Origin of the sequence: Streptomyces sp. NPDC050528 (assembly GCF_044457795.1) — a bacterium.
Lineage (GTDB): Bacteria > Actinomycetota > Actinomycetes > Streptomycetales > Streptomycetaceae > Streptomyces.
Genome location: NZ_JBITHH010000005.1, coordinates 375,680 through 394,098, shown reverse-complemented (window position 1 = coordinate 394,098; position 18,419 = coordinate 375,680). Strand labels below are relative to the sequence as shown.

The window sequence follows — 18,419 nt, the reverse complement described above, 5'->3', positions numbered from 1 at the left end:
AGTCGCTCACTACTGGGCTGCTGCTCAGTACTGGTAGAAGATCCGGTCCCGGTACTCCTCGAAGACCCGGCCGTTCCACTCGTGGCCGCCGTCCACGTTCCCGGAGCGCAGCAGTGGGGGCTCGATGCCGCGGTCGGCCAGGGTCGCCGCCGCTGTCGCCATGACCGCCTGGAGGAGGGCCGTGGTGACGGCCGTGGAGGCGGGGGCGAAGGGGGCCGGGATGGTGTCGAGGGTGAGTTCCGCGTCGCCGATCGCGATCTTCGAGTCGAGGACGACGTCGCAGTGGTCCTTGAGATACGTCCCCGAGGTGTGCCGTGACGTCGTCTCCGAGGCGTACGCCACCGAGGTCACGCCGATGACGCGGACGCCGAGGGAGCGGGCCTTCATGGCCATCTCCACGGGGAGGGCATTGCGCCCGGACAGCGAGATGATGACCAGGGCGTCGCCGGAGCGCAGCGGTGACGTCTCCAGGACGACGCTCGCGAGGCCGTCGACGCGCTCCAGGGCGGAGCCCAGCGTGGCCGGCATGACGTCGACGCCGACGACTCCGGGGACGGTGAGCAGGTTCATCAGGGCGAGTCCGCCCGCGCGGTAGACGACGTCCTGGGCCGCGAGGGAGGAGTGCCCGGCACCGAAGGCGAACAGGCGCCCGCCGTCGGCCACGGTGTCCGCGATGAGCGTGCCGGCCGCCTGGACGGACTCGGCCTCTTCGTCGCGGACCCGCTGGAGGAGGGTGATCGCGGCGTCGAAGAACTGGCCGGCCGGCGTACGGTCGCTCATGCGGAAGTCCCCTCGGTGAGTTTGTGTCGCGGATCACCGTGCGGTCTGGACCAAGGGGATGTCAATACGGCGACGGCACGTCTCCAGGGGGCGCTGCGGGCGGCTGTAACCGGCTGGTTTCAGCGGCGCGGCACGGTTGTCAGTGGTATGCGTCAGAATTGAGTCCAGGGCCAGCGCACGCGCCGCGGAGCCGTCGAGCTTCGGGCAGAGGTAATCGAGGGGCACGTATGTCCGGACTGATCGACACCACGGAGATGTATCTCCGCACCATCCTTGAGCTTGAGGAGGAAGGTGTGGTCCCCATGCGCGCCCGCATCGCCGAGCGGCTCGACCAGAGCGGCCCGACGGTGAGCCAGACGGTGGCGCGCATGGAGCGCGACGGCCTGGTGGCCGTGGCCAGCGACCGCCATCTGGAGCTGACCGACGAGGGCCGCCGGCTCGCCACGCGCGTGATGCGCAAGCACCGGCTCGCCGAGTGTCTGCTCGTCGACGTGATCGGCCTGGAGTGGGAGCAGGTGCACGCCGAGGCCTGCCGCTGGGAGCACGTGATGAGCGAGGCGGTGGAGCGGCGCGTCCTTGAGCTGCTGCGCCACCCCACGGAGTCGCCGTACGGCAATCCGATCCCCGGGCTCGAAGAGCTCGGCGAGAAGGACGGGGCGGACCCGTTCCTGGACGAGGGCATGGTGTCGCTGGCCGACCTCGACCCGGGTGTCGACGGCAAGACCGTCGTCGTACGGCGGATCGGCGAGCCCATCCAGACGGACGCGCAGTTGATGTACACGCTGCGCCGGGCGGGCGTGCAGCCCGGTTCGGTGGTGAGCGTGACGGAGTCGGCGGGCGGGGTGCTGGTGGGCAGCGGCGGTGAGGCGGCCGAGCTGGAGTCGGAGATCGCCTCGCATGTGTTCGTCGCCAAGCGCTGAGCCGAGGGTCGAGGGGCGGGGGTCGAGGGGCGGGGTAGGCGCTGAGTTCGCCCTTTCCTCGGTGGGGCGTCAACTCGCGGGGCGCGAGGGGTAGTTGTGGCGTTTCGGCGGGGCTGTCGGCGATCCCGGCGAAACCAAGATTCAGTGCGCTGAATCGCAGCGCTCGGGCGCTGCGCGTGCCAGGCTGTCGCGTAAGGCATATGACCGTGAGGGGGGCGGGAGGATGTGCCGCAGACGTGGAGAGGGCCCCGGCGCCGCACGGCGCCGGGGCCTGTCCTCCCCTGTGCTGACCCGGAGCCCCGAGCTCTCAAGGTCATCCCCTTCGGACCGGTTTCCCCGAGCGGTCCGCCTCCCGCTGAAGGTCTCCCCTCGGCAGCGGCGATCATTCCCGGAGCCGGGTCACTCGAACGAGGGGTGTTGCGGCCGCGGACAACATTTTCGAATCTGTATTCGATAACCTGTGGGTGATGAAACCCGCGGGGCATGAGCTGTAGGAAGAGACGAGCGAGAGAAGAGACGAAAGCAAGAAGAAACGGCACAGGCGGCAGAGCGTGGTTCACAGGACCGGTGGGCTCGAAGCGGGAGCGAGCGGTCCGTGCGGAGCTAGGGGGGTGCCAGGACCAATGGCGCGGCGCATCGACGTGACCGGAGCAGGCGGCGTACGCCTGGCCGCATGGGAGTTCGCGGACCCGCCCAAGTCGGGGGAGATCGAGCGGGCACCCGGAGTTCTGTTACTGCACGGCCTGATGGGCCGTGCCTCGCACTGGGCGTCCACCGCCCGCTGGCTCTCCGAACGGCACCGCGCCGTCGCACTCGACCAGCGCGGCCACGGCCAGAGCGACAAGCCGCCACAGGCGGCCTTCACCCGCGAGGCCTACGTCGAGGACGCGGAGGCGGCGCTGGTGCAACTCGGGCTTGCTCCGGTCGTTCTCATCGGTCATGCGATGGGCGCGCTCACGGCGTGGCAGCTCGCGGCGAAACGGCCTGATCTGGTGCGGGGGTTGATCATCTGTGACATGCGGGCGTCCGCGCTGGGCGCGGCCTCGCAGCGGGAGTGGTCGGACTGGTTCGAGTCGTGGCCCGTTCCCTTTGCCACGCTTGCGGATGTCCGGAAGTGGTTCGGCGAGGACGACCCCTGGGTCGAGCGGCCGAATCCCTCCCGGGGGGAGTTCTACGCCGAGGTCATGCACGAGTCCGCGGACGGGTGGCGGCCGGTGTTCGAGCCCGAGCAGATGCTGAAGTCGCGGGAGACGTGGGTGTACGACGCGCACTGGGAGGAACTGGCTCAGGTGCAGTGTCCTTCGCTGGTCGTGCGTGGGCTGGATGGGGAGTTGGGGCGGGCTGAGGCGCAGGAGATGGTGAGGGTGCTTCCTCGCGGGGAGTATGCGGAGGTCGCTGACGCCGGGCATCTGGTGCATTACGACCAGCCGGAGGCCTGGCGGGCGGCTATTGAGCCGTTTCTTGATGGGGTGCTGGTGTGAGTTGGGCGCCTAGGGGGGTGGGGGTTCTGTTGTGTGGCGGGTGCTGCGCCGTTGGGGCTGGTCGCGCAGTTCCCCGCGCCCCTAAAAGCACCGCTCCCGTGTCTTGGAAGGTCAGCCCTTGCTCACAGCCGCCAGGATCTCCGGCAGGCGCCTTGCCGTTCCCGGTGCCGCCAGGCGCAGCCCCGCGTAAGTGATCGCCGCCCCGTACCCCGCCCCCGCCGGCAGCAGCACCCAGCTCCACTGATCCCCGTCCGCGCTGACATTCGCCCAGATGGTGAGGGCGATGAGCGGGGCGCACAGCAGGGCCGCGGAGATCATGCCGCCGAAGATGGAGATCCAGGCGAGGCCGGCCTGGCCGGGGGCTACGTTTTTGTGGGTGCCCTGGGGGATGGAATAGGGGAAGCGGGCCGAGGTCCAGGCGCCGGTGGCGAGCATCGCGCCGAGGAGGGCGAAGGAGAGGCCGAGGACCTCCGGGAGCCGGGACCAGTCGCCGAGCAGCGCGGTCGTCAGAACGGTCACCAGGGCCGCGTACGGCAGGGTGATCACCAGCAACGCCAGGGCGCGGGCGCGGAGTTCGACGTAGGCGTCCCTCGTCGTGGAGATCGTCATCGCGACCATCCAGAACGCGGACGTGTCCTGGCCGAACTGGTTGTACATCTGGATGCCGAGCATCCCGGCCGCGAAGCACGCGAAGTACACCGAGCCGGTGCCCTGCAACGCGTTGAACACCGGCACGATCAGACCGATCGCCAGCGAAGTCACCCACGCCGCCTTGGTCTTGGGGTCGCGCCAGACGTAGCGCAGGCTCCGCTCCATCACCGTCCCCGTGCGGCCCGACGGGAGGAAACGGGCCAGGCCTCCCGTGGACGCCCTGTCCTTCGCCGCCGGTTCCGCGGACTGGAGCGTCGAGCCGTCCGGCGCCGTCATCAGCTTGGTCAGGCTGTGCGACCAGAGGAGGAGCAATGTCCCCAAGGCGCAGGCGGACAGGACGAGTTGAGTCGCTGCCAGGCCGTACTCACCCTTGCTCACCGAGTCCACCGCGCCCACCGCCGACGCCGGCGGTACCCAGCGCAACACCTCTGCCGCCGGGTCGAGTTGGGACAGCCCGGACGAACCGAGGCGCTGCGCACCGAAGTTGACCAACTGCGCCCCGACCGCGATCACCAGCCCGCTCAGCACCGCCAGGTCCCGGCCCTTGCGGCTGGTCAGCAGGCGGATGTTGGCCGCGGCGACCGCCCGCGCGAGGGCCACGCAGATCAGCAGTCCGAGGGCGACGGCCAGGACGGCCGTGACGTACGCGGCGGCGCCGTGCGCCACCGCGATCACCGACCCCAGCAGCAGCACCAGCGTGAACAGCGGCCCGATGCCGACCAACGAGGCCGCCAGCAGCGCCCGTACCAAGGGTTGGGGCCGAAGCGGCAGCATCACCAGGCGAGTTGGGTCGAGGGTCTCGTCGCCGGACGGGAAGAACAGCGGCATCACCGCCCAGCCCAATCCCAGGACCGCCACCAGGAGTACGACCACGGAGACCGCGTGCGTGTCCCCGCGCAACGCGATCAGCCCCAGCAACTGGAGCGCGGCGAAGAGCAGCGCCACGACCGCCGACGCGACGTATGCGGCCCGCCGGCCACCGGACTGTCGTAGACCGTTGCGGAGCAGGGACAGCTTCAGGCGGACGACGACCGGGGTGATCGAGGCGGGTGCCGTGGTGTCGGTCATCGGGTGCCGCCGCCCAGCCAGTCGAGGTCGGAACTGTGGTCGCGGGCGCCCGCGCCGACGAGTTCCAGGAACGCCTGCTGGAGGGTGGGGGATTCGCCGCGGACCTCGGCGAGGGTGCCCTGGGCGCGGATGCGGCCGGCGGCCATCACGGCGACCCAGTCGCAGAGCGACTCGACGAGTTCCATGACGTGGGAGGAGAAGACGACGGTGGCGCCGGAGGCGGTGTAGCGCTCCAGGACGCCCCGGATGGTCTGCGCGGAGACCGGGTCGACACCCTCGAACGGCTCGTCCAGGAACAGGACTTCGGGATTGTGGAGGAGAGCGGCGGCGAGCCCGATCTTCTTGCGCATACCGGTCGAGTAGTCGACGACCAGCTTGTGCTGGGCCCCGGCCAGGTCGAGCACGTCCAGCAACTGCGTGGCCCGCTTGTCGACCTCGGCACCGGGCAGCCCCCGCAACCGCCCGCTGTACCCGAGGAGTTCACGCCCCGAGAGCCGCTCGAAGAGCCGAAGCCCTTCAGGCAACACCCCGATCCGCGCCTTCACGGCCACCGGATCCGCCCACACGTCATGCCCGACGACCGAGACACTCCCCTGATCGGGCCGCAGCAACCCGGTCACCATGGAGAGGGTGGTGGTCTTCCCGGCCCCATTGGGCCCGACCAGCCCGATGAACTTCCCAGCGGGCAGTTCGAGATCGATCCCGGCTACGGCTACTTGCTGCCCAAACCGTTTCCAAAGCCCACGCACACTTACAGCCGACGTCATGGAAGCCAACCCTAGGGGCGCGGGGAACTGCGCGACCAGCCACAACGAACCCGCACCCGCAAAGCTACCGATCCCGCCCACACGCATAGGCGAGCGGCGAGATCAACTCCTCCGCATCCGGCAGCCAACGGTTCGCAGCGGTAGGCCGACAAGCCCACTGCACAGCCCCCCGAGACCCGAACCGAGTAGGCGGCGCAGCCACATACGCACCCTCACCCAGCACCACCAGATCAAGAGAAGCAGGCGCCCACCCGATCCGCCGCACCAGATCCGGCACCTTCACCGAAGCCCCGGGAAGAACGAAGAACTCCATCCGCCGCGCAGGCGTCAACGTCACAGGCCCGAGCGTCAGTTCCATCCGCTCCATCCGGGCCAGCGCCAAGAACCCCGAACTCTCCGGAACGGAAATCGCGTCGAACGTCCGCCCCGTGGGCAACAGAATCGAAGACGCCGGCTGCTTCTGCCACATCCGCCGCGCGACAGTCGCACTGCCCGTCGCCTGCGTCGCCCAGTCCTCACGCGCCGGGTGTGCGCCGGGTGCGGCGCACGCGGGGTCGCCGCAGGAGCAGTGCTGCACCCCGTCGACGGCTTCCAGCCAGGTGCCGGGGAAGACGTCCCAGTGGCGCTCCTCGGCGTAGCGTACGGCTGTCTCCAGCAGCGATTCCCCGCGCTGCTTCGGAATCTGAGCGGCTTCGGTGCCCGCGATCGTCTCTTCCACGCCCAACACAACTCCCGCACCCACCTGGAGTTACGGGGGTAGCGCGCGCGGGGGAGGGGCATCGATTCCGCAACTGGGGCGCATGGAGGCATGTGCGGGGGCGCGCGGGAGGAACGACGGCGGGAGTTGGGTAGCCACGTGTGGGGCGGGCACCAGCTTTTACCCCGGCATTCCTCGCATGCTTCGCATTTTCGCCATGTTCGCTGGGCATTGATCTTCACGGCCGGATCTTTTCGCTTCAGGGGTTGTTCCCAGGGGGTACGCCATGGCCGCAAGGCCACTTGTCGCGCGGCAGCCGAACGAACGGCTGCAGGCGCTCATCCAGGAGGCGGGGTGCTCGAACGCCGGGCTGGCCCGCCGGGTCAACATGTGCGGCGCCGAGCATGGTCTCGACCTGCGCTACGACAAGACGTCCGTGGCCCGTTGGCTGCGGGGACAGCAGCCGCGCGGGCGGGCTCCGGCGATCATCGCCGAGGCACTGGGCCGCAAGCTGGGCCGTACGGTCACGATCGACGAGATCGGCATGGCCAACGGCAAGAACCTCGCGTCGGGCGTGGGTCTTCAGTTCTCGCCGACCGTCCTCGGGGCCATCGAGCAGGTGTGTGAGCTGTGGCGCAGCGACGTGGGGCGCCGGGACTTCCTGTCCGGTTCGTCGGTCGCCGCGTCCGCGCTGGTCGAGCCGAGCCGTGACTGGCTGATCTCCTCGCCGGACTCGCAGGTCGCCCGTGCGGCGGGGCCGAGGGTGGGGCAGTCCGACGTGGCTGCCGTGCGCGCGATGACCCAGGCGCTGGGCGAGCTGGACCATCAGTACGGCAGCGGGCATGTGCGCCCGGTCGTCGTGCACTACCTCAACAGCGTCGTCTCCGGGCTGCTGGCGGGGTCGTACCGGGAGGCCGTGGGGCGTGAACTCTTCGCCGCCGTCGCCCGGTTGACGGAGCTCGCCGGCTATATGGCCGTCGACACCGGTCAACCCGGCCTGGCGCAGCGGTACTACATCCAGGCGCTGCGCCTCGCACAGGCGGCGGGGGACCGGGGATACGGCGGGTATGTGCTCGCCGCGTCCATGAGTCACCTCGCCGCGCAGCTCGGAAACCCGCGTGAGATCGCGCAGTTGGCGCGGGCGGCGCAGGAGGGGGCGCGTGGGCGCGTGACCCCGCGGGCCGAGGCGATGTTCCACGCGGCGGAGGCGCGCGGGCACGCCCTCATGGGTGACGCACGGTCCGCGCAGCTCGCGTCGGGGCGCGCGGTGAGCGCGCTGGACGCGGCCGATCCGTCGACCGGGGACGACCCGGCGTGGATCGCGCACTTCGACGAGGCGTATCTCGCCGACGAACTGGCGCACTGCCACCGGGACTTGGGGCAGGCGGAAGCGGCGGCGCGGTGCGCGCAGGAGTCCCTGGACGGGCACCCGGAGTCGCGGGCGCGCCGCCGGGCCATCGGGTACGTCCTCCTCGCGAGCGCACAGGTGCAGCAGCGCGAGGTCGAGCAGGCCTGCAACACGGGCCTCAAAGCAGTGGAGTTGCTCGGTTCGCTGCGGTCCAACCGGGGCGCCGAGTACCTGGACGACTTCCAGCAGCGCCTGGAGCCGTACCGGGACGAACCGGTGGTGCGGGAGTTCGGGGCGCGGATGGAGTTGCAGGCCGCCGCGTGAACGCCGGGGGGACCGGCAGGTGAACACCGCTCCAGTGCGGAAAGGAGTGCGGACAGCGGCACTTGGAGCGGAGACGGGTCCGGGACTGTTACCGCCGTCACAAGAGGGCAGGTCCAGTCCAGTGCTGCGTGGCACCGGGCTCGGGGTACCCGGTAGCGTGAGCCGACGATCCCGAAGGTCCCCCATTCGTAGGAGTCCCGGTGACGCAGAGTGGACAGGGCGAGGAGCCCTCGGCGCGGCCCGCGCGCGAAGGCATCGTGCTGCCCTCCGACGGAGGCGCACCCCTCCTGCCGGGTATGACGGGCGGACGCGGTGACCAGCAGTCGGGCGGGCAGCCGTCGATAGCACCGCCGACCAGTGGCCAGTCCTGGGGCGGGCCGTGGGGCCCGGACCAGCACGACCAGCAGCACCAGCACCAGAGCCCGGCCCCGCCGCCGGGCCAGGGCTGGGGAGACCAGCAGCAACAGCAGCAGTGGGGTGCTCCCGAGCAGCCCGCCGCGTCCCCGTGGGGCGCCCAGGACGGCGTCCCCGCCCAGCCGGGCGCCCTGCCCCAGGAGAGCGCCCAGCACGCGGCCTACGGCGTCCAGCAGCAGTCGTACGCCCAGGAGTACCCGTCGGGTTACGCCCAGGAGCCCGCCGCCGGGTACGTCGGCGCGGGCTACGCGTCCGACCAGTCGCCCGCGATACCCCAGGGCGCCGCGCAGAACTACGGCTACGGATACGGCACTTCCGGTTCCGACGCGCACCAGCAGCCGTCCTCCGCCCCCCTCCCGGCCGCCGCCCCCGCGTTCCCGAGCGCCCCGCTGCCGCCCGCCGACGAGGGCGCGACGCAGTACATCCCGCCGGTGGTCAACGTGCCCGGCGACGAGGGTGCCACCCAGTTCCTGCCGCCGGTGCCCGCCGCCCCCATGGACGAGGGCGCGACCCAGTTCATCCCGCCCGTGGGGCCCGGGGCGCTGCCGCCCGAGATGCCCGCGGCCGCCGGCCCGATGCCGCAGGCCGCGCACCCCGACGCGCAGCCCACGCAGTTCCTCCCGCCGGTACCCGCGCAGGGCGCCGCTCCCGGGTACGGGGCACGGCCGGGCGGGCCGGACGACCGGCAGCCGCCCGCCGAGTTCGACAACCTCTTCCGCAGCGACGCCGGGGCCGAGCAGCCCGCCGCGTCCACCCAGCAGATGCCCCGCTTCCAGCAGCCGCCGCGCGCCGAACAGCCGGGCCAGCAGGGCTACGGCCAGCCCCAACCGCCGTACGCGCAGCCGTCGTACGCCCAGCCCGCGTACGCCCCGCCCGGGGACGGCGGTGGCCGGCGCGGCGGGCAGGGCGACGACGGGGGCCGGGGCGGGCGCCGTTCGCGGGTGCCGCTGATCGCCGGGGTCGGGGTCGGTATCGCGATCCTCGGGGTCGGCGCCGGGGCGCTGCTCAGCGGCGGCGGCAGCAAGAGCGACGACAACAACAAGACGGTCGCCGCCACTTCGGCCGCTACTGACGGTTCCTCGTCGGCGGGCACGGATGCCGCGAAGGAACAGGCCGTCGCCCTGGACAAGTTGCTCGCCGAAAGCGGCAGCAGCCGTGCCTCGGTGATCAACGCCGTAGGCAATGTGAAGGCCTGCAACAAGCTCGGCGAGTCCGCCTCCGATCTGCGGGACGCGGCCAAGCAGCGGGCCGAACTGGTCACCAAGCTCTCGCAGTTGACGGTGGACAAGCTGCCGGACAACGCGGCGCTGACGACCGCGCTGACCAACGCGTGGAAGGCGTCCGCGTCGGCCGACAACCACTACGCGACCTGGGCCGACCAGGCGGCCGGCAAGAAGGGCTGCAAGAAGGGCCAGGCCCGCACCACCGGCCAGACCGCGGCCGGCAACGCGGCGAGCGGCGTCGCCAGCAACCAGAAGGTCAAGGCCGCCGCCCTCTGGAACACGATCGCGAAGACCTACGGCCTGACCCAGCGCCAGCCGACCCAGCTCTGAGCACGTCCGACAGCGCGGATCACGGATCACGGATCTCGGTCGAGGTCCGTGATCCGCGCGCTCCGTCGTCAGTCCAGGTCGGCGCCGTCCAGGGTCTTCGTCATGTCGAAGAAGCCTTTCTTCGCAGACACGAGAACGCCCTTCCGTACGACCTGAAGGGTCACGTTCGCGTTGACCAGCCGGGCCAGTCCGACCGAGGCGAGGTTGTCGTCGCGGGGGGCCCACTGCAGCGTCGGGGTGAGCCCGCCCGTGTTGACCTTCACACCGTCGTCGAGGGCGCGGCGCACGGTGTCGGCGGTGATGTCACCGCTGCCGAGCGAGTTCACGACCGTCTTGAACGCGGTGTACGCGATCCAGGTGGTCTGCACCCCCGCGTCCGCCGGGTCGATGCGGTTGTCGCCGAAGGCCACCTCGTTGATGGCCTTCTTCATCGGGTCCCAGCGCGCGTCGCTCGCGACCGGGTACCAGCCCGTGATGTACGACCCCTCGTACGGCCCGGACTGCCCGCCCGTCGAGTTGATCTCCGTCTGGTCGACACTGCCGAGCACGGTCGCGGCGTGCACCGCGGGATAGTCCTGGCGGTCGCGGCGGAACGAGTCCATGAAGGTGTCCGTACGGTCCCCGAGCGAGGGCACCACACAGCCCTCCTTGTCCGGGTCGCTGCTCGCGCTCGCGAGGGCGCGCGTCGACTGGCTGGAGTACTCGGTGGCGTCGTCGGCCGCGAGCTGGTCGGCCGCCGCCGCGTGGCCGCCCGCGGCGAGCCCGGCGTTCAGCAGCGGGGGCAGGTCGTCGCCGGCGATGGAGTCGGGCCGTACGAGGGTGACCGGGCCGCAGGTCGGGGCGAGTTCCTTGCCGAGGCCCGCCAGGAGCGCGGGCTGGCCGCCGTTGACGGGGTAGGACAGGGCGCGGGTGAACTCCTCGGTCGTCACGCCGTAGCCGCCGATGTACGGGATGCCGGCGCCCTCCAGCGGGGCGAAGTACGAGTCGCTGAACTCGCTGTACGAGCCGACGACCGCGACGACGTTCTCCTGCACGGCCTGCCGGGCGCACCGCGCGGCGGACACGCTGGTGTTGTGGTCGTTGCAGGTCAGGACCTTGAGCTTGCGGCCGTTGATCCCGCCGTGCTTGTTGATCCACTTCGCGTACGCCGTCGCCATGGCGGGCATGCCCGGCTTGTTGGTCGCGCTGGTGTCCCACGGCGCCCAGGTCATGACGGTGATCGAGTCGTTGGCGGAGCCCCCCGTGGTCCCGGGGATGACCCCGCAGCCGGCCACGAGCGACGCGCACGCCCCCAGGGCGGCCGCCGACAGGACGGTCGCTCTGACGGGCCGGGTGAAGGTGGGGAGGAAGGTGCTGCGGTTGCGTCGCCTGCCTGTCATGGACAGACACGCTTCCGTCACGCCACAAACCCGGGTGTGACTCGGGGTCAACAAGTGGTGACGTGGAGGTGAATTACGGGGGGCGTTCCTGTGTGTGTGACGAGGAACGTACGATCGATGACCGTGCAAGGTTCGGAGAACTCTTCCCGTCGCCCCCGTCGCTCCTCCACCATGGGCGGCATGCCACTGAACGACATGCCCTGGTGGCGCTGGCGCAGCAACGTGCGTTCCGCGCTGCACATGCTCTCCGATCCGGCGTTCCAGCAGAACGTCTGGCTGTCGGGTGTCGAGGGGTACGGCGACGTCACCGACGCCGTCTACCGCCTCGTCGAGGACACCTGGCTCGACAACTGGTCCGCCGAGAAATACGTCGGCACGATCTTCCGCGACTCCCAGGAGGCGGCGCTCGTCGACACCGCGGTCCTGCGCGTCCTGCGGATCATGCACCAGGTCGGGCCGGACGCCCATGTCTCCGTGTACGTCGATCACGAGGCGTGGCCGGATGCGGTGCGGGCGGCGCGGGATGCGCATGTGCGGATGGCGGTGAGTGACGGGGATGATCCGGATGCGGCGCCGCGGACGCTTGAGGTTTTGCAGATCATGACGCGGTCTGCGTAGGCGGGCCGTAGGGGTGGGTTGCGGGTTCGTCGGTGGGTGCGGGTGCGGGTGCGGGTGCGGGTGCGGGTGCGGGTGCGTGGGGGCTGGTCGCGCCCACGCGGCGGAGCCGCAAATCGACACAGCCCCGCGCCCCTTCGTGACGTGCCGTTCGTTTAGCGGTGCGGGGTGGTGGGTCCGGGTGGCGGACGGGCGTGTCTCTGGTCAGGGGGATATGGGACCCTGTCCTGCATGAACGCGCAGTCCACCCGAGCCGCGGCACTCGCCGACCAGTACGTCCTGACGTTGTCGTGCCCCGACAAGCAGGGCATCGTGCACGCCGTGTCGAGTTACCTCTTCATGACCGGCTGCAACATCGAGGACAGCCAGCAGTTCGGTGATCACGACACGGGGCTGTTCTTCATGCGCGTCCACTTCTCGGCGGAGTCGCCGGTGACCGTGGAGAAGCTGCGGGCGAGTTTCGCGGCGATCGGTGACTCGTTCCACATGGACTGGCAGATCAACCGGGCCGCCGACCGGATGCGGGTCGTGCTCATGGTCAGCAAGTTCGGGCACTGTCTGAACGACCTGCTGTTCCGTGCCCGGATCGGTGCGTTGCCGGTGGAGATCGCGGCGGTGGTGTCCAACCACACGGATTTCGCCGAGCTCGTGGAGTCGTACCACATCCCCTTCCACCACATCCCGGTGACGAAGGAGAACAAGGCCGAGGCGGAGGCGCGGGTTCTCGACCTGGTCCGCGAGGAGAACGTCGAACTCGTCGTCCTCGCGCGCTATATGCAGGTCCTCTCCGACGACCTCTGCAAGGCGCTCAGTGGGCGGATCATCAACATCCACCACTCCTTCCTGCCCAGCTTCAAGGGCGCGAAGCCGTATCACCAGGCTCACTTGCGCGGCGTGAAGCTGATCGGGGCGACGGCGCACTATGTCACCGCCGACCTCGACGAGGGGCCGATCATCGAGCAGGAGGTCGAGCGGGTGGGGCATGACGTGACGCCGGACCAGTTGGTGGCGATCGGGCGGGACGTGGAGTGCCAGGCGCTGGCGCGAGCGGTCAAGTGGCACGCGGAACGCCGGATCCTGTTGAACGGGCGCCGGACTGTGGTGTTCGCCTAAGAGCGGGGTGGGTTGCTGGTTCGGCGGCGGCTGCGGGTGAGTGGGGGCTGGTCGCGCAGTTCCCCGCGCCCCTGAGGGGGGTTCGGTTTCAGGGTTGGCTGCGGGTGCGTTGTGGTTGCTCGCGCAGTTCCCCGCGCCCCTGAAAGGAACCGCGCGTTACGAAGGCGCCCGGGGTTATGCCGGGCCACCCGCTTAAACGAACGGCTCGTCACGAAGGGGCGCGGGGAACTGCGCGACCAGCCCCCACTCACCCGCACTCCCCGACGAACCGAAACCCACCCCTACATCCGGCTCAAGCTAGCCGTAGCGAACAACACATCCCGAATCGCCTCCCGGTCACCGAGCTGCCCCGCAGCCGCCTCCTCCGGCGACACATGCCCCGCGGCCAGGTGGCAGAACTCCACACCATCCAGGGCGATATGGGCAACCTCCCGCTCAGCCGACCCCACCGCCCCGGGCGAGTCGAGGGAGATCAACCACTCACCCCCGCCATGCCCTTCGATCTCCAGCCGCAGGCTACGACCGGGCTCACCCACCCCCACCAAATGCCGCCCACTCCCCGGCGAAGCCAACCCATGCCGGCGCCGCTCGGCCAGCACCACGGGAAGCATGCGCGCGGCCAGGTCGATCATCCGGTTCAGATAGCGGGGGGACGGCGGATCGTACGGGTAGTCCACCGCCTCCGCGATATCCCCCGCGTGCACCCAGCACTCAAAGGCCCGGTCGAGCATCGCATCGTGCAACGGCAGCTCGAAGTCCCCGTAGGAAACGGCCAGTTTGCCGGTGCTGCCACCCGTGAACGACACCGTCCGCACGATGTTGTGGCTCTGCTCGCGCCACGGCGAGCGAATGGACCGGGTCGGCGGAAAGTGCGACGACTTCCAGTACGCCTCGGTACGCGACGCCGGCGTCATGGCCTTGGCGGCGCTCTCCCCGGTCAGCGGGTCGTCGAGGCCGAGCGCCGCCGCGACCAGCCCGTCGACGGTCAGCAGATGCGCGATGACCCCGGCAACGGTCGTACGACGACTCGTCGGCCCCTCACCCTCGAACCACCGCAACCGCACCGGCGCATGCCACTCGGCGTCACCTATGTCCTGCAACAGGGCGTCCAGGCGGGCGGTTTCGGAGTCGTACGGCGTCGCCCACTCCGGTACCGGAATCCGCGGCGGCCGGCGATCGAAAGACCCGCTCAGGACACGCGTCCGCAGACCGGGGTCGAGGTCGAGCGGTTCGACGGGATGCAGGAGGCCCACCGCACCGCGCAGCCGTAGCGCCTCGTCCGCGCAGGCCCCGCACTCCCCGAGGTGCTCCTCCACGGCCGCCGTCTCCTCCGCCGAACACGCGGCCAACGCCCACGCCCCGAGCAGCGCCTTCAACACCCGGTGCTCCAGAACCAACGGCACGCCCCGCGACTCCACCGCGTCCAGCTCGGGCAACGGCCGCCCACTGTCCTCAACGGAGGCCCGCGGCATGGGAATTCGAGGCGGCTCCCCTTCACCGCCCACAGAACCCCGGTCCACGGAACCACCGTCCCCGGAACCGGAAGCACCCCCGGGACCACCGGAACCGCCCGGCCCACCCCGCAAGGCGTCGTCGTCGCCGTCACCGTCGTCGTTCACCGAACCGCCGTTCCCGGAGCCGTCGTTCACAGGGCGCCCGTCCTCAGGCCCACCGGGCCTGCCGTCCCTCGCCCCACCCTGCGGCGGCACGACCTCCTCACCCTCCCCGGCCCCTTCGCCGTACCCCTCATACCTCTCGAAACCCTCCTGACCCTCCCGCCACGCGTCGCTCACCCCGGACCCCCCGCCCCCGGCGGCGCGCCGGCGTCGTGGGCAGTGGACAGGAGCTGGAGGCCGAGGCGCAGGCGGCGGCGGGCCTCGTCCTCGGTGACGCCGAGGTCGACGGCGGTCTGGCGGTAGTCGCGGCGCTGGAAGTAGGCCAGCTCCAGGGCGGCCCGCAGCGGGGCGGGCATGGACGTGACGATGTAGTCGGCGCGGGCGGCGACGGAGGCGCGGCGGACCTTGCGCTCCAGCTCCTCCGTGGAGCCGTGGCCGCCCTGCGCGAGGGCAGCGGTCTCGGTCGCGCGCAGGCGCTGCACCGCGAGCCGGTGCGTCAGCGCGGCCACCCAGGAACGCAGCGGGCCCTGCTTGGGGTCGTAGGCGTCGGGGTGTTCCCATACGTGGGCGAAGACCTCGCGGGTGATGCCGTCGGCGGCGCGCTCGTCGCCGAGGACGCGGTGGGCGAGGGAGTGCACGAGGGAGGCGAAGCGGTCGTACAGCTCACCGAGGGCCGCCGCCTCGCCGCGGGCCAGCCGCTGCTGCATCTTGCGGTCCCAACGGGGCGGTGCGTCCTTCGTCGCCATGCGGCCCCCTCACCGTGCCTGTGCCCGAGTCAAGCGTGCGCTCACCGTCTCTTCGAATGTAGTGGGCACGTCTGACAGCGCACCCCCCATTCTGCAATTGCACGCCCCCGAAGGGCCGTGGGTGGTAACGGATCTGCGCCTACCCCACCCACATCTGATCGAACAGGATCGAAGGCGACTAAAACAAGCCTCTTCCGACCGGCTTCCGTTTCTGCCCCCGTGTTTCAGGGAACGGCCGCTGGGCAGCCGCGCTGCAAGGAAGCGTAGGTACGGCTTCCGTTTCCGGACGGTCTCCGGGAGTTCCGGCTAGCGAGAGGCGCGATGGTGGCCTTCAAAGTGAACGACGGCGAGCGCGGCGGCTGGTCCGTACTCCTCGTGTCCGGCGAACTGGACCTGGTGACCTCGCCGGTGCTGCGCCAGGCGGTGCACGACGTGGTGGCCGAGGGGCAGCACAGCCTGGTCCTCGACCTCTCCGAGGTGCTCTTCTGCGACTCCAGCGGCGTGGGCGTGCTGATCGCCGCCCGCCGCCTGATCCGCTCCTGCCAGGGCCACCTGCGCGTGGTCCTGCCCGCCCAGGGCGCGGTCGACGGCTCGCACGTCAACCGGGTCCTCGGCGCCCTCGGCGTACGACGCCTCTTCGACGTCTACCCCGATGTGATGACCGCCACAGAGGACGAGCCCGAGGACGAGGCGGACCCCCTCTCGGCGTGACGCGTCGGTTTCCGGCGTGACGTCGTTGTTTCGGAATTTCCCCGGTCTTGGTACAAGCGTCGTTTTCCGCTCCCGGACCCGCCCCGGCGTCGTACGCTCCGTCCCAAGCGCACCCCACATGAGTAAGGCGGCCCGAAAGACATGGTCAGCACCGAGTACGAGCGACGGATCGCGGCCCGTTTCGCCACCTTCGACCAGGACGGCAACGGGTTCATCGACCGGGAGGACTTCAACTCGGCGGCCAAGGCGCTGCTCGCGGAGTTCGGTACGGCGGCCCGCTCCGACAAGGGCCAGGCCCTGTACATCGGCGCGGAGGCGTTCTGGCAGGGCATGGCCGGCATCGCGGACCGGGACGGCGACCAGCGCGTCAGCCGCGAGGAGTTCGTGGGCGGCGCGGTCAAGCGGCTGCGCGACAACCCGGAGCGCTTCGCCGAGATCGGCCGCCCCTTCCTGCACGCGGCCCTCGACGTCGCTGACCCGGACGGCGACGGCTCGGCCACCATCGCGGACACCGTGCGCGTCCTCAAGGCCCTCGGCGTCCCCGACGAGATCGCCGCGATGGCCGCCGACGCGCTCGACACGGACAGCGACGGCAAGGTCGGCGAGGCGGAGATCATCTCCTCCTTCGCGCGCTACTTCACCGTCCCCGAATAGCGTTCCCGCAGCTTGTACTTGAGCACCTTCCGCAAGGTCTCGTTGCGCGGAAGGGCGTCCACGACCTCCAGCTGCTCCGGCAGCTTGTGCACGGACAGCCCTTCCGCGCGCAGATAGTCGGTGACGGCGGCAAGGCTCAACTCCCCGCCCCCCGCCGCCCGTTCGACCACCGCACACACCCGCTCCCCACGCTCGGCGTCCGGCAGCCCCACGACGGCCACGTCCCCGACGTCCGGATGCGCGGCCAGCAGATCCTCGATCTCCTTCGCCGAGATGTTCTCCCCCTTGCGGATGATCACGTCCTTCAACCGCCCGGTGAGGATGAGATGCCCGCTGGCGGTCACTTCCCCAAGATCCCCGGTACGCAGGAAACCATCCCCGTCAAACGCCTCCGCCGTCTGCGCCGGATCCAAGTACCCCTGACACACGGCCTCCCCGCGCAACCGCACCTCCCCATCCTCCGCGATCCGTATCTCCATCCCCTCCGGCGGCCGCCCCTCGGTCGTTGCCAGATTCTCTACGGTGTCGTCGGGCGCCCCCATCGTGATCATCGGCACCTCGGTCATGCCGTATCCGTGGGTGAGTTGGACCCCCATCTCACGTACGACGGAGTGGTAGACCTCCGGCGGCTTGGGAGCCCCGCCGCCCGCGAGCAGCCGTAGCGAGGGAATGACCTTCTCGCCCGGCTGCTTGCGTTGCTCGGCAAGGAACATGGAATAGAAGGCAGTTGAGCCGCCGGCCACCGTCACCCCGTGCTTGCGGTAGCCCTCCAGCGCGTCCGGCAGCGCGAACTGCTCGAACATCACCGCCGGGAAGCCGTACAGCAGCAGCATCACGGTGTAGTCGGGCCCGGCGATGTGCGCGTACGGGAAGGCCATCGAGCCCACGTCGTCCGCCGTGAGGTGCAGCGCGTGCGCGAGGCACGAGCCGCCCGCGATCAGTGAACGGTCCGTGTGCAGCACGCCTTTGGGGTCGGAGGTGGTGCCGGAGGTCCAGTAGATCCAGCGGACGGAGGTGCCGTCGGCGGGCGGGGGCGGCAGCAAGGCCGGGTCGCCGTCCGGGAGTTGGGCGTCGTCGTACGCCTCGAAGATCCCGCGCGCCCCCAGCCGCCGCGCCATCTCCGTGTGGTCGAAGCCGCGCCAGACGCCCGGCACCGCGAAGTACTCCGCCTTCGACTCCCGTAGCGCGAAGCCGACTTCGCGGTCGCGGTAGAAGGGGATCACCGGGGTCTGTACGGCGCCCAGGCGGGCCAGCGCGAAAGAGAGCAGGGCCGTCTCGATGCGGGTGGGCAGCTGCCAGGCGACGACAGTGCCGGGGCGGACTCCCATGGCGTAGAGGCCGGCCGCGACCCGCTCCGACCGGTCGCGCAACTCCCCGAAGCTCAGGGCGCGGTCGTCCTGGAGGAAGACCGGCCGGTCGGGGGTCAGGTCGGCGCGGCGGGCGACCAGTTCCCACAGGGTGCGGGAGGAACTCAGGGAGTACGCCGTCTCGTTCATGGTCCCCCTCCGTGGCTGACGACTGACGACTTGGCTGACGACTCGTCAGGTGACATGCTATCTGACGGGTCATCAGATAAGTACCG

General features: G+C 70.4%; 16 protein-coding genes. 8 read left to right on the top strand and 8 right to left on the bottom strand.

Annotation, left to right across the window (positions count from 1 at the left end; translation table 11 throughout):
- Nucleotides 1-24 precede the first annotated feature (24 nt).
- Nucleotides 25-780 carry an SIS domain-containing protein gene (locus tag ACIBK4_RS20010; protein WP_366437110.1) on the bottom strand — a complete coding sequence of 252 codons (756 nt, stop codon included), beginning with the start codon at nt 778-780 and terminating at the stop codon, nt 25-27.
- A 227-nt stretch (nt 781-1,007) separates the two neighbouring features.
- Between ACIBK4_RS20010 and ACIBK4_RS20005 the strand changes: the two genes are divergently transcribed.
- Together ACIBK4_RS20005 and ACIBK4_RS20000 are read left to right on the top strand one after the other, a co-directional pair.
- Nucleotides 1,008-1,700, top strand: a complete 693-nt coding sequence (locus ACIBK4_RS20005; RefSeq protein ID WP_019057324.1) for a metal-dependent transcriptional regulator — start codon at nt 1,008-1,010, stop codon at nt 1,698-1,700.
- A gap of 623 nt (nt 1,701-2,323) precedes the next feature.
- Nucleotides 2,324-3,181, top strand: a complete 858-nt coding sequence (locus ACIBK4_RS20000) for an alpha/beta fold hydrolase (protein WP_398996082.1) — start codon at nt 2,324-2,326, stop codon at nt 3,179-3,181.
- Nucleotides 3,182-3,292: 111 nt separating this feature from the next.
- On the opposite strand, the gene ACIBK4_RS19995 is transcribed toward ACIBK4_RS20000, so the two are convergent.
- From ACIBK4_RS19995 to ACIBK4_RS19985, 3 genes are all read right to left on the bottom strand, one after another.
- The gene (locus ACIBK4_RS19995; RefSeq protein ID WP_398996081.1) at nt 3,293-4,900 is read right to left on the bottom strand and encodes a transporter; all 1,608 of its coding nucleotides are present in this window, start codon (nt 4,898-4,900) and stop codon (nt 3,293-3,295) included.
- Nucleotides 4,897-5,667 carry an ABC transporter ATP-binding protein gene (locus ACIBK4_RS19990; protein ID WP_078652842.1) on the bottom strand — a complete coding sequence of 257 codons (771 nt, stop codon included), beginning with the start codon at nt 5,665-5,667 and terminating at the stop codon, nt 4,897-4,899. The genes ACIBK4_RS19995 and ACIBK4_RS19990 overlap by 4 nt, the downstream gene beginning before the upstream one ends.
- A 64-nt stretch (nt 5,668-5,731) precedes the next feature.
- Nucleotides 5,732-6,385: a bifunctional DNA primase/polymerase gene (locus ACIBK4_RS19985; protein ID WP_033286568.1), complete on the bottom strand. Its 654-nt coding sequence runs from the start codon at nt 6,383-6,385 to the stop codon at nt 5,732-5,734.
- Between the two features lie 265 nt (nt 6,386-6,650).
- Here ACIBK4_RS19985 and ACIBK4_RS19980 point away from each other — a divergent pair, with 265 nt between their 5' ends.
- Together ACIBK4_RS19980 and ACIBK4_RS19975 are read left to right on the top strand one after the other, a co-directional pair.
- The gene (locus ACIBK4_RS19980) at nt 6,651-8,036 is read left to right on the top strand and encodes a transcriptional regulator (protein WP_398996080.1); all 1,386 of its coding nucleotides are present in this window, start codon (nt 6,651-6,653) and stop codon (nt 8,034-8,036) included.
- 200 nt (nt 8,037-8,236) lie between these two features.
- Nucleotides 8,237-10,003 carry a hypothetical protein gene (locus tag ACIBK4_RS19975; RefSeq protein ID WP_398996079.1) on the top strand — a complete coding sequence of 589 codons (1,767 nt, stop codon included), beginning with the start codon at nt 8,237-8,239 and terminating at the stop codon, nt 10,001-10,003.
- Nucleotides 10,004-10,071: 68 nt separating this feature from the next.
- Here the strand turns inward: ACIBK4_RS19975 and ACIBK4_RS19970 are convergent, their stop codons facing one another.
- Nucleotides 10,072-11,382, bottom strand: a complete 1,311-nt coding sequence (locus ACIBK4_RS19970; RefSeq protein ID WP_398996078.1) for an ABC transporter substrate-binding protein — start codon at nt 11,380-11,382, stop codon at nt 10,072-10,074.
- A gap of 117 nt (nt 11,383-11,499) precedes the next feature.
- Between ACIBK4_RS19970 and ACIBK4_RS19965 the strand changes: the two genes are divergently transcribed.
- Nucleotides 11,500-12,000: a hypothetical protein gene (locus ACIBK4_RS19965; RefSeq protein ID WP_398996077.1), complete on the top strand. Its 501-nt coding sequence runs from the start codon at nt 11,500-11,502 to the stop codon at nt 11,998-12,000.
- A 228-nt stretch (nt 12,001-12,228) separates the two neighbouring features.
- On the top strand, nt 12,229-13,110 hold the full coding sequence (purU, locus tag ACIBK4_RS19960) for a formyltetrahydrofolate deformylase (RefSeq protein WP_366437102.1): 882 nt from the start codon (nt 12,229-12,231) through the stop codon (nt 13,108-13,110).
- A gap of 281 nt (nt 13,111-13,391) precedes the next feature.
- Here purU and ACIBK4_RS19955 read toward each other — a convergent pair whose 3' ends face one another.
- Both ACIBK4_RS19955 and ACIBK4_RS19950 read right to left on the bottom strand, forming a co-directional pair.
- The gene (locus ACIBK4_RS19955; RefSeq protein ID WP_398996076.1) at nt 13,392-14,759 is read right to left on the bottom strand and encodes a zf-HC2 domain-containing protein; all 1,368 of its coding nucleotides are present in this window, start codon (nt 14,757-14,759) and stop codon (nt 13,392-13,394) included.
- Nucleotides 14,760-14,899: 140 nt separating this feature from the next.
- The gene (locus tag ACIBK4_RS19950) at nt 14,900-15,472 is read right to left on the bottom strand and encodes a sigma-70 family RNA polymerase sigma factor (RefSeq protein ID WP_398996075.1); all 573 of its coding nucleotides are present in this window, start codon (nt 15,470-15,472) and stop codon (nt 14,900-14,902) included.
- Between the two features lie 321 nt (nt 15,473-15,793).
- Between ACIBK4_RS19950 and ACIBK4_RS19945 the strand changes: the two genes are divergently transcribed.
- Both ACIBK4_RS19945 and ACIBK4_RS19940 read left to right on the top strand, forming a co-directional pair.
- Complete coding sequence (locus ACIBK4_RS19945) at nt 15,794-16,183, top strand: STAS domain-containing protein (RefSeq protein ID WP_366437099.1); 390 nt, start codon at nt 15,794-15,796, stop codon at nt 16,181-16,183.
- Between the two features lie 141 nt (nt 16,184-16,324).
- On the top strand, nt 16,325-16,837 hold the full coding sequence (locus ACIBK4_RS19940) for an EF-hand domain-containing protein (RefSeq protein ID WP_318016982.1): 513 nt from the start codon (nt 16,325-16,327) through the stop codon (nt 16,835-16,837).
- On the opposite strand, the gene ACIBK4_RS19935 is transcribed toward ACIBK4_RS19940, so the two are convergent.
- Nucleotides 16,816-18,333 carry a class I adenylate-forming enzyme family protein gene (locus ACIBK4_RS19935; protein WP_398996074.1) on the bottom strand — a complete coding sequence of 506 codons (1,518 nt, stop codon included), beginning with the start codon at nt 18,331-18,333 and terminating at the stop codon, nt 16,816-16,818. The two genes, ACIBK4_RS19940 and ACIBK4_RS19935, sit on opposite strands and share 22 nt — an antisense overlap.
- Between the last annotated feature and the right edge of the window lie 86 nt (nt 18,334-18,419).